Annotated in this window: 20 protein-coding genes; 7 read left to right on the forward strand and 13 right to left on the reverse strand. The window is 68.3% G+C overall.

Going from position 1 to position 24,164, the window contains the following annotated elements:
• The first annotated feature begins 60 nt into the window (after positions 1-60).
• On the forward strand, positions 61-2,025 hold the full coding sequence (locus AB5S05_RS04695; RefSeq protein WP_369286305.1) for a UvrD-helicase domain-containing protein: 1,965 nt from the start codon (positions 61-63) through the stop codon (positions 2,023-2,025).
• 45 nt (positions 2,026-2,070) lie between these two features.
• Here AB5S05_RS04695 and AB5S05_RS04700 read toward each other — a convergent pair whose 3' ends face one another.
• Entirely contained in the window at positions 2,071-3,204 is a 1,134-nt protein-coding gene (locus tag AB5S05_RS04700; RefSeq protein WP_369286306.1) for an aminotransferase class V-fold PLP-dependent enzyme, read from the reverse strand.
• Positions 3,205-3,389: 185 nt separating this feature from the next.
• Between AB5S05_RS04700 and AB5S05_RS04705 the strand changes: the two genes are divergently transcribed.
• Together AB5S05_RS04705 and AB5S05_RS04710 are read left to right on the forward strand one after the other, a co-directional pair.
• On the forward strand, positions 3,390-4,265 hold the full coding sequence (locus AB5S05_RS04705) for a helix-turn-helix domain-containing protein (protein WP_369286307.1): 876 nt from the start codon (positions 3,390-3,392) through the stop codon (positions 4,263-4,265).
• 98 nt (positions 4,266-4,363) lie between these two features.
• The gene (locus AB5S05_RS04710; protein WP_369286308.1) at positions 4,364-7,003 is read left to right on the forward strand and encodes a DEAD/DEAH box helicase; all 2,640 of its coding nucleotides are present in this window, start codon (positions 4,364-4,366) and stop codon (positions 7,001-7,003) included.
• A 33-nt stretch (positions 7,004-7,036) separates the two neighbouring features.
• Here AB5S05_RS04710 and AB5S05_RS04715 read toward each other — a convergent pair whose 3' ends face one another.
• From AB5S05_RS04715 to AB5S05_RS04730, 4 genes are all read right to left on the reverse strand, one after another.
• On the reverse strand, positions 7,037-7,537 hold the full coding sequence (locus tag AB5S05_RS04715) for a phosphate-starvation-inducible protein PsiE (RefSeq protein ID WP_369286309.1): 501 nt from the start codon (positions 7,535-7,537) through the stop codon (positions 7,037-7,039).
• Between the two features lie 182 nt (positions 7,538-7,719).
• Positions 7,720-8,187: an aminoacyl-tRNA deacylase gene (locus AB5S05_RS04720; RefSeq protein WP_369286310.1), complete on the reverse strand. Its 468-nt coding sequence runs from the start codon at positions 8,185-8,187 to the stop codon at positions 7,720-7,722.
• A 215-nt stretch (positions 8,188-8,402) separates the two neighbouring features.
• A complete protein-coding gene (locus AB5S05_RS04725) occupies positions 8,403-9,983 on the reverse strand; it encodes a response regulator (RefSeq protein ID WP_369286311.1) in 1,581 nt (526 codons plus the stop codon).
• Positions 9,980-11,488 carry a sensor histidine kinase gene (locus AB5S05_RS04730; protein ID WP_369286312.1) on the reverse strand — a complete coding sequence of 503 codons (1,509 nt, stop codon included), beginning with the start codon at positions 11,486-11,488 and terminating at the stop codon, positions 9,980-9,982. The genes AB5S05_RS04725 and AB5S05_RS04730 overlap by 4 nt, the downstream gene beginning before the upstream one ends.
• Before the next feature lie 529 nt (positions 11,489-12,017).
• Between AB5S05_RS04730 and AB5S05_RS04735 the strand changes: the two genes are divergently transcribed.
• Positions 12,018-12,281 carry a YebG family protein gene (locus tag AB5S05_RS04735; protein WP_369286313.1) on the forward strand — a complete coding sequence of 88 codons (264 nt, stop codon included), beginning with the start codon at positions 12,018-12,020 and terminating at the stop codon, positions 12,279-12,281.
• A gap of 23 nt (positions 12,282-12,304) precedes the next feature.
• Here the strand turns inward: AB5S05_RS04735 and AB5S05_RS04740 are convergent, their stop codons facing one another.
• From AB5S05_RS04740 to AB5S05_RS04750, 3 genes are all read right to left on the reverse strand, one after another.
• Entirely contained in the window at positions 12,305-13,012 is a 708-nt protein-coding gene (locus tag AB5S05_RS04740) for a hypothetical protein (protein ID WP_369286314.1), read from the reverse strand.
• 93 nt (positions 13,013-13,105) lie between these two features.
• A complete protein-coding gene (locus AB5S05_RS04745; protein WP_369286315.1) occupies positions 13,106-13,726 on the reverse strand; it encodes a DUF1326 domain-containing protein in 621 nt (206 codons plus the stop codon).
• A gap of 230 nt (positions 13,727-13,956) precedes the next feature.
• Entirely contained in the window at positions 13,957-14,253 is a 297-nt protein-coding gene (locus AB5S05_RS04750) for an ArsR/SmtB family transcription factor (RefSeq protein ID WP_369286317.1), read from the reverse strand.
• 106 nt (positions 14,254-14,359) lie between these two features.
• Between AB5S05_RS04750 and soxC the strand changes: the two genes are divergently transcribed.
• Together soxC and AB5S05_RS04760 are read left to right on the forward strand one after the other, a co-directional pair.
• Positions 14,360-15,643 carry a sulfite dehydrogenase gene (gene soxC, locus AB5S05_RS04755; RefSeq protein WP_369286318.1) on the forward strand — a complete coding sequence of 428 codons (1,284 nt, stop codon included), beginning with the start codon at positions 14,360-14,362 and terminating at the stop codon, positions 15,641-15,643.
• Positions 15,636-16,193: a c-type cytochrome gene (locus tag AB5S05_RS04760; RefSeq protein ID WP_369286319.1), complete on the forward strand. Its 558-nt coding sequence runs from the start codon at positions 15,636-15,638 to the stop codon at positions 16,191-16,193. Before soxC ends, AB5S05_RS04760 begins: the two co-directional genes overlap by 8 nt.
• A 49-nt stretch (positions 16,194-16,242) precedes the next feature.
• On the opposite strand, the gene AB5S05_RS04765 is transcribed toward AB5S05_RS04760, so the two are convergent.
• The 4 genes from AB5S05_RS04765 to AB5S05_RS04780 all read right to left on the reverse strand — a co-directional run bounded on the left by AB5S05_RS04765 (position 16,243) and on the right by AB5S05_RS04780 (position 20,544).
• On the reverse strand, positions 16,243-17,352 hold the full coding sequence (locus AB5S05_RS04765) for a dihydrolipoamide acetyltransferase family protein (protein WP_369286320.1): 1,110 nt from the start codon (positions 17,350-17,352) through the stop codon (positions 16,243-16,245).
• 27 nt (positions 17,353-17,379) lie between these two features.
• Positions 17,380-18,366, reverse strand: a complete 987-nt coding sequence (locus tag AB5S05_RS04770; RefSeq protein WP_369286321.1) for an alpha-ketoacid dehydrogenase subunit beta — start codon at positions 18,364-18,366, stop codon at positions 17,380-17,382.
• On the reverse strand, positions 18,359-19,456 hold the full coding sequence (gene pdhA / locus AB5S05_RS04775) for a pyruvate dehydrogenase (acetyl-transferring) E1 component subunit alpha (RefSeq protein ID WP_369286322.1): 1,098 nt from the start codon (positions 19,454-19,456) through the stop codon (positions 18,359-18,361). Before pdhA ends, AB5S05_RS04770 begins: the two co-directional genes overlap by 8 nt.
• 68 nt (positions 19,457-19,524) lie before the next feature.
• A complete protein-coding gene (locus tag AB5S05_RS04780) occupies positions 19,525-20,544 on the reverse strand; it encodes a Leu/Phe/Val dehydrogenase (RefSeq protein ID WP_369286323.1) in 1,020 nt (339 codons plus the stop codon).
• Positions 20,545-20,800: 256 nt separating this feature from the next.
• Between AB5S05_RS04780 and AB5S05_RS04785 the strand changes: the two genes are divergently transcribed.
• Complete coding sequence (locus AB5S05_RS04785; protein WP_369286324.1) at positions 20,801-21,604, forward strand: SirB1 family protein; 804 nt, start codon at positions 20,801-20,803, stop codon at positions 21,602-21,604.
• 12 nt (positions 21,605-21,616) lie between these two features.
• Here AB5S05_RS04785 and AB5S05_RS04790 read toward each other — a convergent pair whose 3' ends face one another.
• Entirely contained in the window at positions 21,617-24,151 is a 2,535-nt protein-coding gene (locus AB5S05_RS04790; protein ID WP_369286325.1) for a LuxR C-terminal-related transcriptional regulator, read from the reverse strand.
• Positions 24,152-24,164 lie beyond the last annotated feature (13 nt).

The following is a 24,164-nucleotide window of genomic DNA, read 5'->3' on the forward strand; positions in this document are numbered from 1 at the left end:
TCCCCTTTAAAAACCACTTATCATTCAACGATATATCCAACCCCTGAGGTCAATGGTCGAATGCCGAGTGCCGTCGAGCGCTACAAACGCCTGTTCTCCGAAGCGTTGCAACGGTACTTCCCACGGACCAGCGCCTACCTGCGCGCCGAGCGCGAGGCCGCCGCGCGGCTGAGCCAGCCCAGACCGCGCGCACAGAAAACCACGCGCAAGACCGCCAAGTCCGGCAAGGGCGCCAGCAAGAAACCGGCAAAGGCACGCGCCAAGCCGCGCCCCAAGACCGACCCTGGGATCTACGGCCCGGCCCTGCTGGCGGTCGACGCCCAGCAGGTCGCCGCCATGCGCGAGCGCGTCACCCAGGCGGTAGCGGCCGGGGTGGTCGGTGCGCCGTCGGAGGAGCAGTGGGCGATGATCCTCGGCCGCCAGCCGCTGACCCGGATCTTCGCCGGCGCCGGTTCGGGCAAGTCCACCACCCTGGTGCTGCGGGTGGTGTTCATGCTCTGCCACCTGGGCATCGAGCCGGGGCGGTTGACCGTGATTTCCTTCACCAACGCCTCCTGCGCCGAGCTGCGCGAGCAGCTGAGTCGGGTACTGGGCTTCTGGCAGTTCCCCTTCGACCCGGCCCAGGCGAGCCAGTGCGTGCGCACCTTCCATTCGGCCATGGGCGTGCTGGCCAAGGCGCTGCTGGGCAACCCGGGCTGGTTCGAACAACTGGACGACAAGGCCGCCGGCGAGCCGGACAACCCGCTGACCGGCGGGCGCCTACGCCCCGCCCAGCAGCGCCTGCTCAAGCAGGTCTACCAGCGCTGCTACGCCGAGGATCCGGCCTTCCGCCGCCTGGTGCACAGCCTGCTCGGCCTGCCCGCCCCGGCTGGCGAGGAGGCCGGCGGCCAGCGCGTGCGCCTGGCCCAGGCACCACTGGACGGCTTCAAGCTGGCCGGCGAGTTCGCCGCCCTGCCGCTGTTCGAGGCCTTCCACGCCCAGGCCGGTTTCATGCAAAGCATCGGCCTGCGCCCGGCTCGCCTGGATGTCCAGGCGCTGAACGGCTCGAGCCGCGAGCGGCAGTTCGTCGAGGCCTTGCAGCTGTTCAGCGCGAGGTTCGAGGCGCAGCTGCAGCAACAGGGCCTGATGACCTACAACGGCGCCTTTCAGGTCCTCGGTGACCGGCTGGCGAATGCCGAGGCGAGCATTCCGGCCGCCGCCCTCGCGCCCTTCCAGCACCTGCTGATCGACGAGTTCCAGGACATCTCGCCGCAGATCGTCCAGTGGCTGCAGGCCCTGCACCGCCGTCTGGCGCAGCAGGGCGAGGCGGTCAGCCTGATGGCGATCGGCGACGACTGGCAGTCGATCTACGGCTGGCGCGGCAGCTCGCCGGAGCTGTTCATCGACTTCGACCGGCATTTCCCGGGCAAGGGCCGCAGCCGCAAGAGCGCCCTGCTGATGCTCACCGCCAACTACCGCTCGATCGAGCCGGTGATTCGCGACGGCGAGGCGGTGCTGGCCGGCGTCGCGGTCAAGCAGGCCAAGACCAGCCAGGCGATCAAGGCCATGCAGCCGGGCGATCACGGGGTCAAGCTGGTGCCGCGCTTCGACATCAGGACGCGCCTGCCGGTGCTGCTCGAGGAGATCGCCGCCCAGTGCCAGCACGTCGCCAGCCGCGGCCGCGCCGATCGCAACGCGGTGCTGCTGCTCAGCCGGCGCAACGAACCGTTGCGACAGATCCAGGCCCAGCTGGACAAGCGGCTGCCGGTCAAGGCCTACAGCATCCACCGGGCCAAGGGCCTGCAGGCGGAGGTGGCGATCATCGTCGACGACTGCCTGCCGCCGGAAAAACACCCGCTGCGCAACGCGCTCTATGCCCAGTCGGGGTTCTTCCGCAACAGCTACGACCAGGCCATGCAGGACGAAGCCCTGCGCCTGGCCTACGTGGCCATCACCCGCGGTGTCAGCCGGGTGCTCTGGTACACCCGCAAGCCCCAGGGCGCGACCCAGCTGCTGCTGGACCGCACCGGCCAGCGCGGCGGCTAGTGCGGCGGCTAGTGCGGCGAACCGGCGGGCTGAGCGACGGCGGGCTCAGCCCTGGGCGATTTTGTCCAGTGCCTGGGCCAGGGTGTCGACGCTGCGCTCGATGTGGGTCAGCTTGTCGAGGCCGAACAGACCGATGCGGAAGGTCTGGAAGTCCGCCGGCTCGTCGCACTGCAGCGGCACCCCGGCGGCGATCTGCAGGCCCTGGGCGGCGAACTTGGCGCCGCTCTTGATCTGCGCGTCGTCGGTGTAGCAGACCACCACCCCGGGCGCCTGGAAGCCTGCCGCGGCGACGCTCTTGAAGCCCCTGCCGGTCAGCAGCGCGCGCACCCGCTGGCCCAGTTCCAGCTGGCTGGCGCGCACCTTGGCGAAGCCCAGGCCCTCGGTCTCCTGCATCACGTCGCGAAAGCGCGCCAAGGCATCGCACGGCATGGTGGCGTGGTAGGCGTGGCCGCCCTGCTCGTAGGCCTGCATGATCTGCAGCCACTTCTTCAGGTCGCAGGCGAAGCTGGTGCTCTGGGTCGCCTCGACCCGCGCCTGGCCACGCTCGCTGAGCATCACCAGGGCGCAGCAGGGCGAACCGCTCCAGCCCTTCTGCGGCGCGCTGATCAGCACGTCGACGCCACAGGCCTGCATGTCGACCCAGAGCGCGCCGGAGGCGATGCAGTCGAGCACGAACAGGCCGCCGACCTCGTGCACCGCGTCGGCGACCGCGCGCAGGTAGTCGTCCGGCAGGAGCATGCCCGAGGAGGTCTCGACGTGCGGGGCGAACACCAGCTGCGGCTGCTCGGCCCTGATGGTCGCGACCACCTCGTCGATCGGCGGCGGGGCGAAGGCTGCTTGGGGGCCGGCCTCGACCGGCCGCGCCTTGAGCACCTGGGCCTCGGCCGGGATGGCGCCCATTTCGAGGATCTGCGTCCAGCGGTAACTGAACCAGCCGTTGCGGATCACCAGGCACTTCTGCCCGGTGGCCAGCTGGCGCGCCACCGCCTCCATGCCGAAGGTGCCGCTGCCCGGCACTATCGCCACGGCGTGGGCGTTGTAGACATGCTTGAGGGTACGCGAGATGTCGTTCATTACCTGCTGGAACGACTGCGACATGTGGTTGAGCGAGCGGTCGGTGTAGACGACCGAGTATTCGATCAGGCCATCGGGATCGATATCCGGGTAGCGCTCTGACATGGGTGACTCCTGTGGCTGGATTCCCTGATGCTCGACCCTGCCGCAAGCCAGAAAAATTGGCAAGCCTGTCAGGAACGCAGGGACCGCGCCACCAGCCGACAGTTGCGTGAACTTGCGCTTTTCTCGCCGGCGGGGCTGGCAGATGCCCGGGGCCGGGGTAGCATGACCGGGCAGAGGGAATGTCCATGTCGCAACTCGATCACTGCCAAGTCTTCCAGGCCATGGGCCAGTCGCCCAATGCCCGCCTGCTGCACAGCGCCGAGCTGGGCGATGGCCTGGCGGCGGCGATCTGGCGCAACAGCCACGATACCCGCGACTACCAGGCCCCGGGGCATCACACCCTGTCCTGCTACCTGGCCGGCGGCACCGGCACCTTTCGCCCCGAGCGCCCCGAGAGCAAGGGCGCGCCGGACAAGCTGTGTATCCTGCCGGCCGGCCACCAGTCGAGCTGGGTGATCAACGGCGGGATCCAGCTGGTGCACCTGTACGTCAGCCAGGAGCAGTTCGCCCTGGGTGCCGTGCGCCTGCTCGACCGCGACCCGCGTGAGCTGGCGCTGCGCGAGGGCACCTTTCTCGACGATCCGCAGCAGGCCCTGCGCTTTCGCCAGCTGACCCGGCTGAACTGGCAGGAGCCGGGCGAGCGCCTGCTGACCAGCAGCCTGGCCCACGACCTGCTCGACCATGCCCTGCTATCCCAGGTCGGCCGCCGCGACGGCCTGCGCCTGAGCGGTGGCCTGGCACCGGCCCTGCGCCGACGGCTGCGCGAGTACATCGACGGCCACCTCGACCAGCCCCTGAGCCTGGGCCAGCTGGCCGCCTACTGCGCCTTGTCCGAGTACCACTTCGCGCGGATGTTCCAGCTGAGCTTCGGCCTGCCGCCGCACCGCTACCTGCTCAACCGGCGCCTGGCGCGGGCCCAGCAGCTGCTGCGCCAGACCCGCCTGCCCTTCGGCGAGATCGCCCTGAGCTGCGGCTTCGCCAGCGCCAGCCATTTCAGCAACCGCTTCCGCCAGGCCTTCGCCGCCACCCCGGGGCAATACCGCGCGGCCCTCGGCAGCTAAGCCCCCAACTGCTCCGCTGGCTGTGTCAAAATCATCGGCTGTTCTCCGTTCGGCCCGGCCATGATTGCACTTGATCCGTTCCCCGTGAGGCTCGCCCGATGAGCCTGGACATCCTCCACCTGCACCAGCAGGACTGGCGGGGGGGCTTCGGCGCGGGCGACTTCAGCCGCGGCCTCGGCTATGCCGAGCAGAAGCGCAGCAAGCTGCTCAGCCTCAAGGACCACACCCTGCTGGCCAGCTGTCGCGGCAGTGGCGCGCAGACCTATCAGCAGCGCATCACCCTGCACCCCTATGGCCAGAGCTGGAGCGTCAGCGGCCATTGCAGCTGCCCGGTGGGCTACAACTGCAAGCATGTGGCCGCCGCACTCTTGACCCTGGAGCAGCAGCAACAGGCCGGCATCGACCTCAGCCCGCTGATCGTGCCGAGCCCGCAAGCCGAAGAGCAGCTGATCGAGGGGGTAAAGCCGCAGCCGGTGCTGACCCTGGGCAGCCACGTGCGGGTGCATTTCGATGCGCGCAAGGGGCGCATGCAGGAGCAGACCCAGCACCGCGCCGCCCTGGCCTTCGACTACCAGGGCCATCTGGCCTACGGCAAGCCGAGCAAGGACCTGCTGGTGCGCCAGGGACCGCGCCTGACCCTGCGCATCCCACGCGACGCCGAGGCCGAAGCCGCCCTGCGCCGGCGCCTGGACGACACCGGCCTGCAGGTCGCGCTACGCCAGAGCGAGGCACTGGCCGAACACCCCGGCGAACACTTCGAGCTGCCGGGCGAGGCGGCCTGGCTGGCCTTCGTCCAGCAGCAGCTGCCATTGCTGCGCGCGCAGGGCTGGCAGATCCGCCTGCAGCCGGAGTTCCAGTACAACCTGGCCGAGGTCGACGACTGGTACGCCGAGATCGAGGACGCCCCCGAGCACGACTGGTTCGACCTGGAACTGGGCATCGAGGTCGAGGGCCAGCGCCTCAGCCTGCTGCCGATCCTGCTCCAGGCGATTCGCCAGAAGCCCTGGCTGCTCGCCGGCGAGGCCCTGGCCCAGCGTGCCGACGAGGAGATGCTGCTGGTCAACCTGCCGCACAGCCAGCGCCGCATCGCCCTGCCCTTCGCCCGCCTCAAGCCGCTGCTGGCCACCCTCGGCGAGCTGTTCTTCCGCGACCCCGACGAAATCGGCCAGCGCGTGCGTCTGGGCCGCGCCGATGCCGCCCGCCTGGCCGACCTGGAGCAGGGCCCAGCGCTGAACTGGCAGGGCGGCGAGCAGCTGCGCGGCTTCGCCCAGCGCCTGCAGGCCCTGCCCGAGCGCCAGGTAAAGGCCCCGCGCGGTCTGCAGGCCAAGCTGCGTCCCTACCAATTGCAGGGCCTGGCCTGGATGCAGACCCTCGGTGAGCTGGAGGTCGGTGGCGTGCTGGCCGACGACATGGGGCTGGGCAAGACCCTGCAAACCCTGGCGCATATCCTCGGCGAGAAGCAGGCCGACCGCCTCGACCACCCGGCGCTGATCGTCATGCCCACCAGCCTGATCCCCAACTGGCAGGACGAGGCCGCGCGCTTCACCCCGCAGCTCAGGGTGCTGGCCCTGCACGGGGCCAAACGGCGCGGCCAGTTCGCCCTGATCGACCAGCACGACATCATCCTCACCACCTATGCCCTGCTGCCGCGCGACCTCAAGGTACTGGCGGCGCGGCCCTATCGGCTGCTGATCCTCGACGAGGCGCAGAACATCAAGAACCCGCGCAGCAAGGCGGCGCTGGCCGCCGGGCAGCTGCGTGCACGGCAGCGCCTGTGCCTGACCGGCACGCCGCTGGAAAACCACCTGGGCGAGCTCTGGTCGCTGTTCAACTTCCTCATGCCCGGCTGGCTCGGCGACGCCAAGGCCTTCACCCGCGACTACCGCACGCCGATCGAGAAGCAGGCCAACGAACAGCGCCTGGCGCACCTGCGCGGACGGATCAAGCCGTTCGTGCTGCGGCGCAACAAGGAACAGGTGGCCCGCGAGCTGCCGGCCAAGACCGAGATCACCCACTGGGTCGAGCTGAGCGACGCCCAGCGCGACCGCTACGAGACCCTGCGCCTGGCGATGGACAAGAAGGTCCGCGCCGAGATTGCCCGCCAGGGCCTGGCGCGCAGCCAGATCGTCATCCTCGAGGCCCTGCTGCGCCTGCGCCAGGCCTGCTGCGACCTGCGCCTGCTCGGCGACGAGGGCAACGGCGCGGCGCTGCAGGCCAGCGATTCGGGCAAGCTCAGCGCCTTGCTGGAGATGCTCGAGGAACTGGTTGAGGAAGGCCGGAGGGTGCTGCTGTTCTCCCAGTTCACCTCGATGCTGGCGCTGATCGAGGGCGAACTGCAGGCGCGCCGGATCGGCTACGCCAAGCTCACCGGCAGCACCCAGGACCGCCGCACCCCGGTGCAGCAGTTCCAGGCCGGGCAGTTCCCGGTGTTCCTGATCAGCCTCAAGGCCGGCGGCGCCGGGCTCAACCTCACCGCCGCCGACACCGTGATCCACTTCGATCCCTGGTGGAACCCGGCCGCCGAGGCCCAGGCCAGCGACCGCGCCTACCGCATCGGCCAGGACAAGCCGGTGTTCGTCTACAAGCTGATCGCCCGCGGCAGCGTCGAGGAGAAAATCCAGCAGCTGCAGCAGGCCAAGGCCAACCTGGCGCGCGGCGTGCTGGAAGGCGGCAGCCAGGCGCAGTGGCAGATGAGCGAGGACGACCTGCAGGCGCTGTTCGCGCCTCTTAGCGACTGACCGCCTGGCGTGGGTGCCGAACGACCGCGCGACTCAATCGGTGCCCTGCACGTCGCCCTTGGCCAGCTCCTCTCCGGGGCCGCGGCGCATCCGCGGCCCGTCGGTCTGCACCGACGGGAAGCGCGAGGAGGCATAGCGCACCACCAGGATCGACAGGGCCAGCAGCAGGATGGCCCCGGAAATCAGCACCACGCCCATGTCCGGGCGATGATGGTGCGACACATCGGAGATCAGCAGGCGGGTCAGGGCGGTGATCGCCACATAGATCAGGAAACGGATCGGCATGTGGTTGGTCTTGAAGTAGATCCCCACCATCGCGCCCAGCTCGAGGTAGATGAACAGCAGCAGGATGTCGTCGACCGTGGTGTGGCCCTTGTCGACCATGTCGCTGAACGCCATCACCGCCGCCCAGGCGGTGGCCCCGCCAATGGCGAACAGGGCCAGGTAGTGGAAGCTCTCGACCAGCAGATTGCCGAGCGACTCGGCCAGGCCATGCAGGTTCTCGCGCAGGGTCTCGGCCCAATTCAGTTTCACGATGCAACTCCTCGAAGGTGGGCACCGGCAATGATCGCGCCCGCGGATGACGGTTGGATTATGCAGAAAGGGGGGCACGGCGGCGGGTAAAAACAGCGCCGTGCGGCAATAAGACACGCCCCTGCCGCGCAGGGACGCCAAGGGATGCCGGCGCCGCGCAGCGCGGCGCCAGCCGAGTCAGGCTATTCGCTGATCGGCCCGCACTGGGCGGTCGGCATCAGCTTGGTGAACTGCTTGGCGCTCATGTGCACCAGGCCTTCGTGATCGCCCGACTCGAAATACAGATCCTTCACCCCGGTCAGGGCCTCGTCGATCAAAGTGTCCATGGCGAAGGCGCTGCCCACCGGCGGGATCGCCCCGGTCGCGCAATCGCTGAAGCGCGGCACGAACTCGTTCTCCCGCGCCAGGCGCCAGTGGCGCTTGGTCAGCTTGCGCACCTTGTTCAGGTCGACCTGACGGGTCGCCGGCACTACCGCCATCAACCAGTGGCCCTGGAAGTCGTCGAGGATCACCGACTTGGCCATCAGGTGCGGCGGTACCCCGGCACGCCGGGCGGCTTCGCGCGAAGTCATCGAGGGGTCGTGCTGGAGCATGTCGTAGTGGCAATGCTTCTGTTGCAGATAGTCGTGTAAACGGGTGGCCATGGTCATGATGCACCTCCTGCCGTTGGCCTGAGCATTGGTGCTGGCCCCACCCTCCAGATGAAGCCGCGCTGGCCGGCAGAACATCCGGCCATTGTCGCAACGACCCTGTCGCCTGCCTACGGGGACTCTGCCCCGCGCCTCCCACGCAGTGCGCTGGTTGCCAGCGCCTGCTCTACAAGTCTAGTGCATGGCTGCCTCGATGCGGCGCCAGTGCCTGCACCTCAGGCAAGCCCCTGAGCCGCCGGATACTCCTCGTCGATGACCTCGCGGAAGGCCGAGACCACCTTGGGATCGAACTGCGTGCCGCTGCGTTCCTGGATATAGGCCAGGGAGTCGGCCAGGGACCAGGGCTCCTTGTAGGGACGCCGGTGGGTCAGCGCGTCGAACACGTCGACCACCGCGACGATGCGCGCCGCGAGGGGGATCTGCTCGCCCTTGAGGGCCTGAGGATAACCACCACCATCGAAATGCTCATGATGGCCACCGGCGATCTCGGCGCCGATCGACAGGTAACTCTGACCCTCCACCATGCGCGCCGAACGCTTCAAGATGGCCGCACCGATACTGGCATGCTGGCGCATCACCTCGCGTTGCTCCTGGTCGTGCTGCCCCGGCTTGAACAGCACCTGGTCGGGCGTGGCGACCTTGCCCACGTCATGCAGGATGCTGGCCATGCCGACCAGTTCGAGGAAGCGCGGCGTCAGCTCCTGCGGATAGTCGCCGCGCTCGGCCATGCGCTGGGCGGTACGCTCGGTCCAGTGCTCCACGCGCAGCACGTGCTCGCCGGTGTCGCTGTCGCGGAACTCGGCGAGGTCGGCCAGGGCCACCACCGTGGCCTCCTGGGCACGGCCCATCTGCAGGTGATGATGGAGGTTGTCGAAGGCCGAGGCGATACGGCTGCAGAACACCTCCAACAGATCCTTGTCGACCTCGGTCAAGGGCCAGGGCGGGGTGAAATACAGCAGAAACTCGTGGCGGGTATGAGTAGGGATGTAGAGCACCTCGTTGGGATAGGCATAGACACTGTGGCGGGTCTGGATCGCCTGCAACAGCAACGGATAGATCGGGTGCTTGTCGTCGAGTTCGTCCTGCTGCTCCAGCGCGGCGAAATTGCCGGTGGCGCCGAGTACCTGCAGCGCCACCGAATTACTGCCGGCGCCATGGCGCACGCAGAGGATGCCGTGGGTGCCGACATCGAGAATCGCGCCGATCTGTGCCAGCACGCCCGAGGCGAACTCACGCAGCGAGTGCATCTGATAGAGGTTGGCCGAGCCCTCGAGGATCTTGCTCAAGCCCTGGCGGCTGCGCTCGATGGCGACCAGGCTCTCGTAGGCGCGCAGGGAGGCGATGACCGTGGTGTAGAGCTTCTGCAGGGTCAACTCGGTCTTGGCCTTGTAGTCGTTGATGTCGTAGGCGAGGATCACTTCCTGCTCCGGCGCCTGACCGGGATGACCGGTGCGCAGGACGATGCGCACCAGCGCATTGCCCAGTTCCTCGCGCACCCGGCGTACCAGGCGCAGGCCGGCATCATCGGTCTCCATCACCACATCGAGCAGCACCAGGGCGATGTCAGGCTTGTCGCGCAGCATCTCGAAGCCTTCCTGCGCGGAATAGGCGCTCAGCAGCTCCACGCCACGGCCCTTGTATTCGACACCACGCAGGGCCAGGCGGGTGACCTGGTGGACATCCGGCTCATCGTCGACGACCAGCAGCCGCCAGGGCTGCTCGGGGGCCGCGAGCGGCTGATCGACACTGTCATCGATCAGCCAGTCGTCCTCCTCAAGGGGATGCTCGTTGCTCATGTTGCCTCCTCCGCTGGGCGCGGCGCGATCAAGGGGATACGCAGGTTGAAGCGCGTGCCCTGCCCCGGTGCACTCGCCACCCGGATCTGGCCGCCCAGACGCTGGGTCACGATGTTATAGACCACATGCAAACCCAAACCGCTCCCGCCGGAACCACGTTTGGTGGTGAAAAAGGGTTCGAAGATGCGTGGCAGATGCTCGTCGGCGATGCCCTGTCCGTCGTCTTCGAATCGCAGGCTGACCCAGCCCTCCTCGGCCCTGGCGACGATCTCGATGCGGCCACTTTGGCCCTCGGGAAACGCGTGGGTCACCGCGTTGACCAACAGATTGGTCACCACCTGGGCCAGCGCCCCCGGGTAGCTGTCCAGCTGGATATCCGTGGCACAGTCCACGCTTACCTCGATCGGCAGGCGCTTGTAGGTCGGCCGCAGGCTCTCGACCACCTCGTCCAGATAACGCGCCAGGTTGAACTCGCGGCGCGCCTCGCTGGTCTGGTCGACCGCCACCTGCTTGAAGCTTTGCACCAGATGGGCCGCCCGGTTGGCATTGGCCAGAATCAGCTCCGCGCTTTCCGCGGCCGTCTGCAGATAGCCTTCGACTTGCGACTTCTTCAGGTTGCCGGCCTGCAGTTGGGCGGCGCAGCGGCGGGTCTCCTCGGCCAGCACGCTGGCCCCGGTCACGGCGATCCCCACCGGTGTGTTGATCTCGTGCGCCACCCCCGCTACCAAGCCGCCGAGGGCCGCCATCTTCTCCGACTGGACCAGGGTGGCCTGGGTCTGCTGCAGGTCTTCGTAGGCCTGGCGAATCTCGCTCTCGGCTCGCCGCCTGGCCTCCAGGTCGTCGGCCAGACGCCGGGCGATGCGCTTGAAGCCACGCACCACTTCGCCGAACTCGTCGCGCCGCTCGCTCGGCAACCTCAGCGCGGCTGGCGGCCCCCGATGCTGCGCCGCCAGATTCAGCGCATCGCGCAGTGCGGTGAGCGGCTTGAGCACCAGCAGGCGCAGGCTCAGCGACAGCGCGGTGACCAGCAACACGTCCAGCGCGAATATCTCCGCCAGACGCCGCCAGATCTGTTCATCCAGGGTGCTTTCCATTTCCTGTCGCGACAGCGTCATCTGCACCCGCCCCAGCAGCCGACCGTCTTCGCGAGCACGGTTGTGTAGCGCGAACTCGACCCGCTCTTCGTGGCCACCGGGCTGCGTATCCGGCTGCGTCACACCGACAGCCGCCATCCGCTCATCCAGGTCCGAATAGACCACGATCCCCTGCACCGGTGGCTGCAACTCGGCGGCCAGGTTCTCCTCCAGCGTGGCGATATCGAAGTTCCACAGCGGGTTGACCAGGTTGATCTGCAGACGCTGCTGCACCGCGTCGCGGGTACGCTGGTACTGTTCAAGCAACTGTCCGCGCATGCTCCAGTAACTCAGCGCCCCGGAGCAGCCGAGCAATGCGGTCACCAGCAGGACGAACAAGGCATTGAGACGGAAACCGATGCTGTGTTTCATCGCAAACCACCGCCGTTCGCAGGCGAAGTCGACTCGCTCAGGGAGCAGAAGTACGAGATGGTGGAGGCACAAGCGCTATTGATAACCATAGCGCACGGGGAACGAGGCGCCGCACGGCGGCTAGGGCCGGCCCTGGCGTCGCCCTATTGGCCCCCGCGCCAACGCCCTGACTGAAAGCCTATTGGGTACCAATCCTCGAGGAACCGGTGGCCGTGCTCTGCCAGCACGCGGTGTTCTTCATCGGCCAGAGGGCGCGCTGGCAGGCGGTCCGGCACCGGCTGATCGGCGTCGAGGAGGCCAGGTCTCCTGCGCCGGCGCAGCGAGTGCAATGTCGGGGAACGCCTGGCGATCCTCGCCGAACCGACACAGACTCACCACGACTACCTCTGTAGCGGCGAAGGCGAGACGACGCGGGCCGAGCGGCCGATGCGGCCTATCCAGGCACGGCCAAGTGCTTTACACTGCGCAACAACTGTATAAATAAACAGTTTTCTTGCAACCCATCAGCGTGAAGGCGTAGAGGTGATGAATGGCCGTCGAAGTGGTGTACCGCAGCAGTCGAGATCTGGAGCGTTTGTTTATGGATAAGGCCGAAGCCGACCGTCACGACAAGATGCTGGAACTGGCCGAGCTGCTCACCGATGTGCTGCAGAAGGCCGTGCCCTCGCTGAACGAGAGCCAGGGCGAGGAACTCGGTATCTTCATGGCGAAGAACCGCGACATCTTCGCCAAGGCCTTCAAGAACCAGCCCGACGCCCTCAACGAACTGGGCAAGGACGATACCGGGGAATGAGTCGCCGGCTGGCCGCGCGGACCTCATCCCTGAAAGGTTCGCTCCGGCACGGCAATCCAGGTGGCCTGGGCGAGTGCGATCAGCTGGCCCGAGACGGAGAACAGCGCGGAGCCGGCCAGGTGCTTCCTGCCCTCGATACCCAGCGGCCAGGCCATCACCAGGCAAGGCTCCGCGGGCCGCACACTGCCGTCGATGCGCACCGTGAGCTGGCCCAGCACCAGCGCCATGCCGGCCTCGATCGGCAGAAAGGCGAAGGCGCCCGGACAGTCCAGCGCGGCCCAGAGGAACTCCGTCGGTACCTGGCCATCGCTGGCCAGGGAAGGATCGACCAGCCAAGGCGCGGCCACCTGCGACCGCCCCGGCAGACGGCCAGGAAATATCCGCAGGCCGTCACCCTCATGACGCAAGGGTCCGCAGACAAAACACCGCGGAAAGCTGTGGTGACGAAACCCCAGATAGTGCTGCGCCGCCTGCCGGGCCTCGTCCAGGCTCGGCGCCGCTGGCACGGCCAGGTTCAGCTGCGCGGCGCGCCCCTCGGCGACCAAGACGGCGCCGCTCATCAGGCGCAGCGTGCCGTGCTCGCCGACCTCCAGGCTCAGCTCACGATCCAGCAGCCGCACCGCGGCACAGCCGTCGATATGCCGGGCGATGCGCCCGCACACATAGCCGCCGTTGCCCGACAGCGGCGGCCCGCAGAACCGCGTCGGGATACTCAGGGTTTCCAGTTGCATATCAGGCTCCCCAGCCCTGTCGGCTGTATCCGCGGCCTGCGCCAGCCCTTGGGCGTGGCCACGCGCTGACCGCCGCCACCATCCGCGCAAGGGTCAACCGATGCAGCCCTCTTCGCTGAACTTGACCCGCGCCACCGCACCGTACTTGTTCGCGTAGTTGGCCAGCAGCTCATCGTCGCGCCACCACCAGCGCTTGGCGTTGGTCATCAGGCCGCGCTTGTATTCGATGCCGTGGGACAGTTCGACCCAGGGCCGGATGACGCTGCCGTCCGGGTAGCTGAGCAGCTCGCTGTCGGCCTCGGCGAAGCCCTCGATGCGCACCCGCCCCTGGCCGTCGTTGAACTCGAACTCGATGGGCGCCACCTTAGTCGGTAACCAGTGGCTGACCAGCTGCGCACCGAACAGGTCGAAGATGCCGCCCCCGGCCTTGCCGGTGCCGATCGCCTCCAGCGCCGCACGCTGTTGCGGGTTGGCGCGGCTGTCGAGATAGGCGCAGGCATGCCCATCGCCGTCCTCTATCAGGCCGGGAAAGCTGTAGAAGAGTGCAAAGCGCAGGCCGTCCAGCGCCACCCGCTCGAACCGCCCACTGAGGATGCTCCAGGCACCCCAGCCCATGCAGCGGCCCTCGGTCGGCCGCGCATTGAAGTTGCACGGACAGCCCCAGTCGCAGTTGCAGGCGGTGAAGTAGTCCGCTTCGAAATTCCACTGAGTCATCTTGCCTCCTCTGCCCCGCCAGGCGCGGGACATGCGGCAAGAACAGCCATCCTCCTGAGTTGCCGCACCTGCCCGAGCCGAAGCGCCGACGGTCGCCCTGCGCGCTGCAAACGGCTCCGCAGAAACCCCATTGTCCAGTATAGGTAGGCGCGATTCAGTCGACTCGGAACCCAGCGTGCGGCCGATGGCCGGCCCTCAGAGCTCCTCGGGGCCCTGCCGCCACTGGCGGGTCAGCCCGCCGGGCTGTCCTGGCAACATTCGGCCATGACGAACCGCAGAGCCAGCTGCAACCTGGCGAAATCGATGCGGTTGAACACCTCGCGCCCGTCCCGCTCCTGGCGCAACACCCCGGCCTGAACCATGGTGCCGAGGTGGTGGGCGAGGGTCGAGCGCGGTATGCCGATACGCTCCTGCAGCTGGCCGAAGTTGAGCCCCTGCGGACCGCTGCGGACCAGGGTGCGGAAGACCTGCAGGCGTACCGGGTTACCCAGTGCCTCCAGGCAGGATGCGACGTCGTTGAGTTCCATGGGCGGCAGGATAGACACCCAGCCCGGCACACGCAACCATATAACTAGTTTTCTAGTTTTATGGTCATTTTCACGGAAGACAGCCCTCACCACCGGAGATCCCACAATGAACACCTCTGCCCTGCGCTTTGCCGCTGGCAACGGTCTGCTCGATCGTCGCAGCTTCCTCAAGAGTGGCTACGGTCTGAGCATCGCCACTGCCATTGGCCTGTCGCCCGCCGGCAGGCTACTGGCCGATAGCGAGCCGCCCATGCCGACCTGGATGACCAGTCTCGGCGCCGCCGACAGCGCTTACGGCAGCCCCTCACCGCACGAAAGCCAGGTGCTGCGGCAACTGCAGCCAAACACCCCACAGACCGCCGGCTTCAGCATCTGGCACTCACCGCTACAGCACCAGCGCGGCATCATCACTCCCAGCGGGCTGCATTTCGCGGTCCACCACAACGGCGTTCCGGCGATCGAGCCAGAGCGGCATCGGTTGTTGATCCATGGCCTGGTCGAGCGCCCCCTGCAGTTCGACCTGCAGCGGCTGATGCGCTACCCCATGGTGTCACGCATCCAGTTCCTCGAGTGCGCGGGCAATACCGCTGCCAACGCCCTCTCGCCAAGCGCGCTCGACGGCGACTGCCAAGCGCTGTTCGGCCAGATCTCCTGCTCGGAGTGGACCGGCGTGCCCTTGTCCCATCTGCTGCGTGAGGCCGGGGTGAAGGCGTCGGCGCGCTGGGTCATCTGCGAAGGGGCCGACGGCGGTTCCCACAGCCGCAGCCTGCCGCTGGCCAAGCTGATGGACGACGCCATCGTCGCCTTCTACCAGAATGGCGAGCGTCTGCGTCCCTCCCAGGGCTACCCGGTGCGCCTGTTCGTGCCCGGCTGGGAGGGCAATGTCAGCATCAAGTGGCTGCATCGGTTGGAAGTCAGCGACCAACCGGCCTTCAGCAAGGACGAATCGGGCCTCTACACGCGGATCCTCAGCAACGACGACATCCTCGCCTTCGGCTTTGCGATGGACGTCAAGTCGGTGATCACCCACCCCTCCGGTCGCCAGCGCCTGCCCGAACTCAAGGGCTTCTATGAAATATCCGGCCTGGCCTGGTCGGGAACGGGACGGATCGCCAAGGTCGAGGTCTCCGCCGACAATGGCCGCAGCTGGACCCAGGCGCAGCTGCACGGCCCGGTGCTGGACAAGGCGCTGACCCGCTTCAGCATTCCCTGGCAGTGGACCGGTGCGGCCACCACCCTGCTCAGTCGCGCCAGCGACGAGCAGGGCCATGTCCAACCGACCCGCAGCGAATGGCGCAGCCGCTATGCGGCCCATTCGTTCAACCACTACAACGCCATCCAGGCCTGGCGGGTCGGGCGCGACGGGACAGTGGAGAACAGCTATGCGTAGCCTCTGGTACTGCGTCCTGCTGCTCGCACTCGCCCGCACCACGGCTGCGCAAGCGCCGATCGACTTCGGCCAAGCCTTGCCGGCGCAGACCATCCAGCGCTATGCCATGACGGTGTACCCCGATGGCCGCAACCTGCCACCCGGCAGCGGCAGCGTGGACGACGGACGTGCGCTCTATGCCAGCAGTTGCGCGGCCTGCCACGGCGCCGAGGGGCGCGAGGGGCCGGCGGCACGCCTGGTCGGCAGCGACGGTTTCTTCAGTCTCGACGATCCGCTGCGCATCCTGCGTATTCGTGACCAGCCGCTGCTGGTGCTATCGGTCGGCGGACTGTGGCCGTACGCGACCACGATCTTCGATTACACGCGCAGGGCCATGCCGCACCATTCGCCCAAGAGTCTGAGCAACGACCAGGTCTACGCCCTGACCGCCTATATCCTCTACATCAATGGTCTGCTGGAGGAGCACAGGGTGCTCGACCGCGAAAGCCTGCCGAAGGTCGAGATGCCCGGTCGCGCCCGCCTGCGCTGGGCCGAGCAACCGCAACGATAGGCGTGGTGGCGGGGCCAGGCGCGCCAGCTGTTCCACTCGATCGCCGGGCTCAGCCCTCTGGCTGCTCCAGCGCCTGCACCAGCGCCTTGAGAAAGCGCGCCGCCTCACCCCCGGTGACCGCGCGGTGGTCGAAGGTCAGTGACAGGGGCAGGATCGGGTGCACCTCGACCTTGCCGTCGACCGCCACCGGCTCGTCGCGGATGCCGCCGGCGCCGATGATCGCCACCTGCGGCGGCACCACCACCGGGTTGGCGTAGCGGCCGAACAGGGTGCCGAAATTGGACAGGGTCAGGGTCGCGCCCATCATCTCCTGGGGCGGAATCGAGCGGGCCTTGACGTCCTCGCGCAGGCGGCTGATGCCGGCCTTCAGGTCCTCGGCCGTGCGCGCACCGACATCGCGCAGCACCGGCACGAACAGGCCCTCGGCGGTGTCCACGGCGATGCCCAGGTCGAGTTGCTCATGCTGCCTGATCGACAGACTTTTGCCATCGAACCAGCTGTTGAGCACCGGTTCGACCTCACAGGCGGCGGCGATGGCCTGGGCCAGGCGCACCAGTGGATCGCGGGCCTGGGTCCAGCGGTGCAGGTCGGCGTCGCCGGCGATGAACACCGGCACCACCTCGGCGTGCGCCCGCGCCATGTTGATCGCCATGCTGCGGCGCACGCCGCGCAGCTTGTCGCCGCCGAACTTGTCGCGGGCGCTCTGGGTGGCGGCCTCGACATCGGCGCGGGTGATCAGGCCATCGGCTCCTGAGCCGCTCAGGCCGCTCAGGTCGACGCCCAGCCGGCGCGCCAGCTGGCGCACCGCCGGGGTCGCGCGTGGCGCCAGGTGCTCGCGGGTCGAGGGCGCCGCGCCGACGAAGAAACTGTCGGCCTGCTCCTCGCCGCCCCCTTCCAGGCGGCCGACCACAGTGCCGCTGTCGGCCTCGCCTTCATAGCCGAGCAGGGGCTCGCCGACGTGCAGGATGTCGCCCTCGCTGCCGAAGGTCTTGGCCACCACCCCGTCGTAGGGGGCCGGGATGTCGACGATGGCCTTGGCGGTTTCCACCGAGACCAGCAGCTGGTCGGCCTTGACCTGATCGCCGGCCTTGACGTGCCATTCGACGATCTCGGCTTCCTGCAGGCCCTCGCCGAGGTCGGGCAGTTTGAAATATTTCATCGTTCCTTCTCCTCCAGCCGCGCCGAATCAGGCGTAGTCCAGCACCGTCTCGCAGGCGGCGAGGATGTCCTCGACGCCGGGCATGTACAGCTGTTCCAGGCGGTACAGCGGCGGCGGGATGTCCGGCGCGGTGACCCGCTGGATCGGCGCCTGCAGGTCGAGCAGGGCACGCTCGTAGAGGCTGGCGGCGATCTCCGCGCCCACCGCGCAACTCTTCGGCGCCTCGTGCACGATCACGCAGCGCCCGGTCTTGCGCACCGAGGCCTCCAGGGTGTCGAGGTCCAGCGGCTTGACGCAGGCGACGTCGATCACCTCGGCGGACACTCCGCGCTCCTGCAGCTTCACGGCTGCCTGCAGGGTCTCGTGAACGCTGGCGCCCCAGCTGACCAGAGTCAGGTCACTGCCTTCGCGCAGGGTGAAGCAGCTGTCCAGCGGCAGGCGCTTGCCGTCGTCGGCCAGGGCCTGCGGGTTCATCCGGTAGAGCCGCGTGGGTTCGAGGAAGATCACCGGATCGGGGTCGTCGATGGCGGCCAGCAACAGGCCGTAGGCCCGTGCCGGCGACGAGGGGATGACCACCCGCAGCCCGGGGATATGGGCGAACAGCGCCTCGGTGCTCTCGCTGTGGTGCTCCGGCGCGCGGATGCCGGCGCCCATCGGCGTGCGCAGCACCATCGGGCAGCTCAGGCGGCCGCGGGTGCGGTTGCGCATCCGGCTGGCATGGGACACCAGCTGATCCAGCGCCGGGTAGATGAAGCCCATGAACTGGATTTCCATCACCGGCTTGAGTCCCTGGGCGGCCATGCCCACGGCCAGGCCGGCGATCATGGTCTCAGCCAGTGGCGTGTCGATCACCCGCTTGAAACCGAAGGCCTCGCGCAGGCCGGCGGTGGCGCGGAACACCCCGCCGTTGACGCTGACGTCCTCGCCGAGCACCACCACGTTGGCGTCCTCGTCCATCGCCCGGTGCAGGGCCAGGTTGACCGCCTCGAGCAGGCTGAGCTTGTCGTTACTCATGGTCACCGCCCTCCTCGCGCCGCGCGGCACGCTCGAAGAACTGCTCACGTTGTTCGGCCAGCGCCGCCGGCCATTGCGCATAGACGTAATCGAAGACGCTTTCCAGTGGCTGGTTGCCCGCCGCCTCGAAGGCCTCGACCGCCTGCTGCACCTGGGCCTGGCACTCGCCGATCAGGGCCTGCTCACGCGCCTCGTTCCATACCCCCTGGGCGGCGAGAAAGGTCTGCAGGCGCTTGATCGGCTCCTCCTGCCAGGCCTGCTTGACCTCGGAGGCCGAGCGGTAGCGGGTGGCGTCATCGGCGGTGGTATGGTCGCCCAGGCGGTAGCTCAGGCACTCCAGCAACACCGGGCCCTTGCCGTGGCGGGCGCGTTCCAGGGCCAGCTGCAGGCGTTCGTAGACGGCGAGGATGTCGTTGCCGTCGACCTGCTCGCCATGGAAGCCGGCGCCGATCGCCTTCTGCGCCAGGGTCGGGGCACCGCACTGGATGCGCCGTGGCACCGAGATCGCCCACTGGTTGTTGTTGACCACGAAGACCACCGGCAACTGCCAGGCGCCGGCGACGTTGAGCGCCTCGAGGAAGTCGCCCTTGCTGGTGGCGCCGTCGCCGCAGGTGGTGACGGCGACGCGATGCTCGCCGCGGATCTTCATCGCCGTGGCCACCCCGCAGGCGTGCAGGGCCTGGGTGGCGATCGGCACGCACAGCGGAAAGTCCTCGGCCACGCCCGGGTCCACATAGGCGCTGCCGCGCTCGTCGCCGCCCCAGTAGAGCAGGATCTCCTCCATCTTCACCCCGCGCATGACCTGGGCGGCGGTGTCACGGTAGTAGGGCACCAGCACGTCTTCCGCTTTCATCAGGGCGCCGATGGCCACGCTGATGGCTTCCTGGCCCACCGTCGGCGCGTAGGTGCCGATGCGCCCGGTGCGCTGCAGGGCCACCGCCTTCTGGTCGAACAGACGGGCCAGGACCATCTGCTTGTAGAGCCGGCAGAGCAGGTCGAAATCGTCGGCCCAGGGCGGCAGCTCGGCGAGCAAGCGGCCATCGGCGGCCAGGTAGCGGGTAAAGGGCAGATCGGGGTGCAATGGGTTCATGGGCAATTCCTCGGCACCTTATGGGTGCATGGGCCGGCGCCGACGCTTATGGCGCCGGCTTAGGGCATTCAGCCATAGAGCACGGCCTCGGCCTGGGCATCGGCGATCCGCGCCGGAGAGCGCTTGTCGGCCTCGGCCTGGGCATAGATATGGGCCAGGCGCTGGCTGATCTTGGTCATGTGCGTGGTGATCTCCACCTGGCTGGCGCCCTTGTGGCGCAGGGCGACATAGATCAGCCCGCCGGCGTTGATCACGTAGTCCGGCGCATAGAGAATCCCCCGGGCCTGCAGGCTGTCGGCCACGGCGTCGCTGGCCAGCTGGTTGTTGGCCGCCCCGGCCACCGCCGAGCAGCGCAACTGGCCGACGCTCTCGGCGGTGAGGATGCCGCCCAGGCCACAGGGCGCGAGGATGTCGCAGCGACTGGCGAGCAGCGCGTCGCTGGCCACCGGCTGGGCGCCCAGTTGCTCCACCGCCAGGCGCACGCGACCGGCATCCAGGTCGCTGACCAGCAATTCGGCGCCGGCCGCCTGCAGCTGTTCAGCCAGGGCGTAGCCGACGTGGCCGAGGCCCTGAATGGCCACCCGCAAGCCCTCCAGGTCGTCGCTGCCCAGGCGCGCCAGGGCGGTGGCGCGGATGCCGGCGAAAACCCCCATGGCGGTGTGCGGCGAGGGGTCGCCCTCGCTGGTGGTGCTGGTGACGTGCTGGGTGTGCTGGGCGATGCAGTCCATGTCGGCGCTGGAGGTGCCGCTGTCCACGGCGGTGATATAGCGCCCCTTGAGGCTCTCGATAAAGCGGCCGAAGGCCTCGAACAGGGCGCCGCGATTATCCAGGTGCGGCGGGCGGATGATCACCGACTTGCCGCCGCCCAGGGGCAGGCCCGCCAGGGCGGCCTTGTAGCTCATGCTGTGGGCCAGTTGCGCGGCATCGCGGATCGCACTGCGCTCGTCGGGATAGGCCAGGTAGCGGCAACCGCCGAGTGCCGGGCCCAGACGGGTGCTGTGAATGGCGATGACGGCCTTGAGGCCGGTGCCCGGGTCCAGGGCCAGATGCAGCGCCTCGAGCCGGGCGTCTTCCATTATGGAGAACATGCTAGGGCTCCCTCGCATGACGTTATGGCCAGTATAGGCGGCGTCCCGCTGGCCGACAGATGCGCCTCCCGGATAAGCACTGGACGTGGCGCGGGCCTGGGTCTACAAACCATCAGTGGCCCCTGCGGCTGGCCGAGCGACTGGGGTTCGGCCCGCCCGAACCGGGCAACGTTCAGGGTCGGTGGTAGCGCGCAGCGGCGATGCCGACAGGATTCTGGCGAACGAGCGACACCGGCCAGCTGCATCGGAGATGACCATGGACCCGTTCCAGTGCTGTCTTGCCTGCCTCGAGCGGGAACCACCCGCGCTGTTCGAGGCGGCCTTGTGGATCGCCGTCGAACATGACCCGGCGCTGCAACCGGCCGTCTTGCTGCGCGAGCTCGGCGACCTGCAGCAACAGGTCGCCGTGGCCCTGCCCAACCTGCCATCTGCGGAATTGGCGCAACCGCTGCTGCGTCGCCTCAGTGAACTGGACTTCCGCGCGGTCGACTGCAGCCCGCCACCGCCCCAGGCCGCGCTGTTGCACCAGGTGCTGCAGCACAGGCGCGGGCAGCCGCTGTCGCTGGCGCTGATCGCCCTGGAGCTGGCCCGGCGCCTGGACATTCCCCTGCAAGGGGTGAACTTTCCCGGGTATTTCCTCCTGCGCGTGCCGGGCGCCGATCACCTGCTCGACCCCTGCGGCGGTCGGCGCCTGTACCCGCGCGACTGCCGCGAGTTGCTCGCGCGCTACCCGGGTTCCGCCAGCGAGCTGTCCGCCAGCCACCTGCTGAGCTGCGATGCGCGCAGCATGCTGCAGCGGCTGTCGCGCAACCTGCGCGAACTGCACAACCTGGCCGAGGACTACCTGGCCGCGCTGAAGGATGCCGACCGGGTGCTGCAGCTGGGCGCGCCCATGGTGGCCGACCACCTGGCCCGTGCCGAGCTGTACCAGCGCCTGGAGTGCCCGAGTGGCGAGCGCTACGACCTGCAGCGGGCGCTGCTGCTGTGCGACGACCCGGCCCAGCGCATGCTGCTGAGCGAGCGCCTGCGCCAGCTGACCGACACCCCGGCGCTGCATTGAACGGCTGAGTGGCTAGAGCAGCCCCAGCGCCTTGGCCCGCGCCACCGCCTGGGTACGCCGGGCAACGCCGAGCTTGCCGTTGATCCGCCGCGCGTGGGTCTTGACCGTGTGCAGCGAGATAAACAGCTGCTCGGCCACTTCCTGGTTGGAGCAGCCCTGGGCGATCAGCCGCAATACCGCCACCTCGCGTCCACTCAAGGGGGTGTCTCCGCCGCTCGCCGGCGCTCCCTGCGGCGGCAAGCCGGCCTCGGCCTCGAACCACAGGCACTGATAATTAAGGCTACGCCGCAGCGCCTGCCCCGCCTCGCGCGAGCGGCTGGCCTGGGCCTCGTCGCCGCAGGCCGCGCAGGCTTCGGCATGGCTCAGCCAGAGTTCGCAGGCCAAAGCCTGGCGCCCGCGAACCAGCGCATCCTCCAGCAGCTGCGCCAGCCCCTGGCGCACGTCCACGCCCTGCGCCTGGTCCAGGCGCAGCAACAGATGCTGCAGGCGCGGCAGCAGTTCCGGGAAATTCGGCGGCGGCAGTTCGGACTGGGCCCGCCGCAGGTAGTTCAGCACCCGGGTCAGCGCCTCGCGCGCCCGTTCCTGGTGCCCCTGGCGCAGCCATAGGTGACTGCTGGCGAGCAGCAGCACGCCGCGATAGAGGGTATCGGCCACCCACTGGCGCTGCATCAGCCGCTCGGCCTCGGCCAGCCGGGCGAAGGCGTCCGCAAGGTCGCCGCGACCCGCGGCCAGCTCGGCCAGGCCCAGATAACCGTGGAACGCCCCCGGATCACCGAAGTGCAGGGCCTGTTCGAGGCCGTCCTGCAAGTGCCGCTCGGCATCCGCCAGCGCCCCCTGGCGCAGGGCCAGACGCCCCAGGCGCAGCAATATCCGGCCCCACACCGGGGTTTGCCGCAGCAATTGCAGGTCCAGTTGCTCGACCACCCGTTGCAACAGTTTTTCGGCGCGGGCGAACTCGCCACGGGCCTCCAGCAACAAGGCATGATCCAGCTCCAGCAGGGCCTCGAATACCGCACTGCCATGCAGGCGCGCCTGCTTCAGGGCCTCGTAGCCGAGCCGCTGGGCCTCCTCCAGGCGCCCCTCACCGATGGCCATCTGGGTCAGCACCGAGCGGCACAACAGGGCCTGACTCCAGGCGCGCTCCGGCAGCACGGCCAATGCCTCGAGCAAGTGGCCACGCGCCTGCTCGGGACAGGCGCGACCGTAGGCGGCGATGCCCTGGATGGCTTGCCACTGGGCAAACAACTCGCGCAGTCGCTCGCCATCGGCACGCGGCTGGAAGCGCTGCAGCTGGTCGGCGCAGGCCAGCGCCTCATCCAGCCGGCCCACCAGCAGCAAGGCCCAGGCATTCAGCAGAATCAGCCGCGGCGTGCTGCTCAGCAGGCCGTCCGGCAACTCGTTGCGCCAGCACAGTATCTGCGCCAGCTCCTGGCCCTGGAGCAACTGTTCCTCGGTATAACGTTCGAGAAAACTGGCGGCGACGTCCGGCTGGCCGCCCTTGAGTGCATGCTCCACCGCCGGCCGTATCTCGCCGCGCGCGGCGAACCACTGACTGGCGTGCAGGTGCAGGCTGCTGCAGGGCTCGCTGCGGGCGCGCCGGCGCATCAGCAGGGCAAAGGGCGGGAACACTTCATACCAGTCGGCAGCTCCCTCCACCTCGACGATAAACAGGCCGCGGGCGCGCAATGCCTCCAGCCAGGCCGCGCCCTCGCCCACGCCCAGCAGGTGCTCGCACAGCTCGGCGCTGAACCGCGGTATCTGCGCCAGCTGGCCGAGCGCCTGCTCGAGATCGGCCGGCAGGCCTTGGAGCACCTCATGCTCGAGGTAGTCGCGCAGCAGCGCACTGTGTTCCTCGCACAACGGCAGGCCGCTGCGCTCACCCTGCGCCGCCAGCAGGCGCAAGCGCAAGGCCGCGGGCCAGCCAGCGGTCTGCACATACAATGGCTCGGCCCAGGCACCGTGCTCATCGCCCTCCAGCGCCAGCCAGCTGGCGACCTCCTCCTGGCTGAAGGCCAGATCGGCTGCATTGAGTTCGAACAGCTCCCCCTCCAGCATCAGCCGCGGCAGGTTGCAGGCCGGCCGCCGCCGGCTGCCCAGCCACCAGCTGATCGAGTCTGACGCCACGCCGACAAGGCGATCGAGGCAGGCGTCCAGGTCCCCTTGCGGTTCGCGCGAATAGTCGTTGAGCATGATCCACAGGGCCCGCCGCTCCTGCTCGAGCGCGTGCTGCAAGGCGGCTTCGTCAAGCTCGGGCGGATAGCCGAGGGCAAGCGCCAACTGGCGACAGAGTGCCTCGGGCGAGCTCACTTGGCCGCTGCAGTTGAGCCAGACCGGGGTGTATTCGGGGGGACAGGCACGGGCACAGTCGGCCAGCAACACCGACTTGCCGAAGCCGGCCGGGGCGATCAGCAGGCGCAGGCGGCACTCGCGCGCCAGCAGTCGGCGCTGCAGTTGCTCGCGCGGCAGGTGCCCTGGGGGCTGGCGCGGCAGCAGGGTCTTGCCGCAGAACGGCAGGCCCACGACGCCGGAGGGGGCATAAGCAGTCATAACGGCGGACATT

It is taken from the genome of Pseudomonas zhanjiangensis, assembly GCF_041027545.1.
In the GTDB taxonomy this organism is placed as follows: domain Bacteria; phylum Pseudomonadota; class Gammaproteobacteria; order Pseudomonadales; family Pseudomonadaceae; genus Aquipseudomonas; species Aquipseudomonas zhanjiangensis.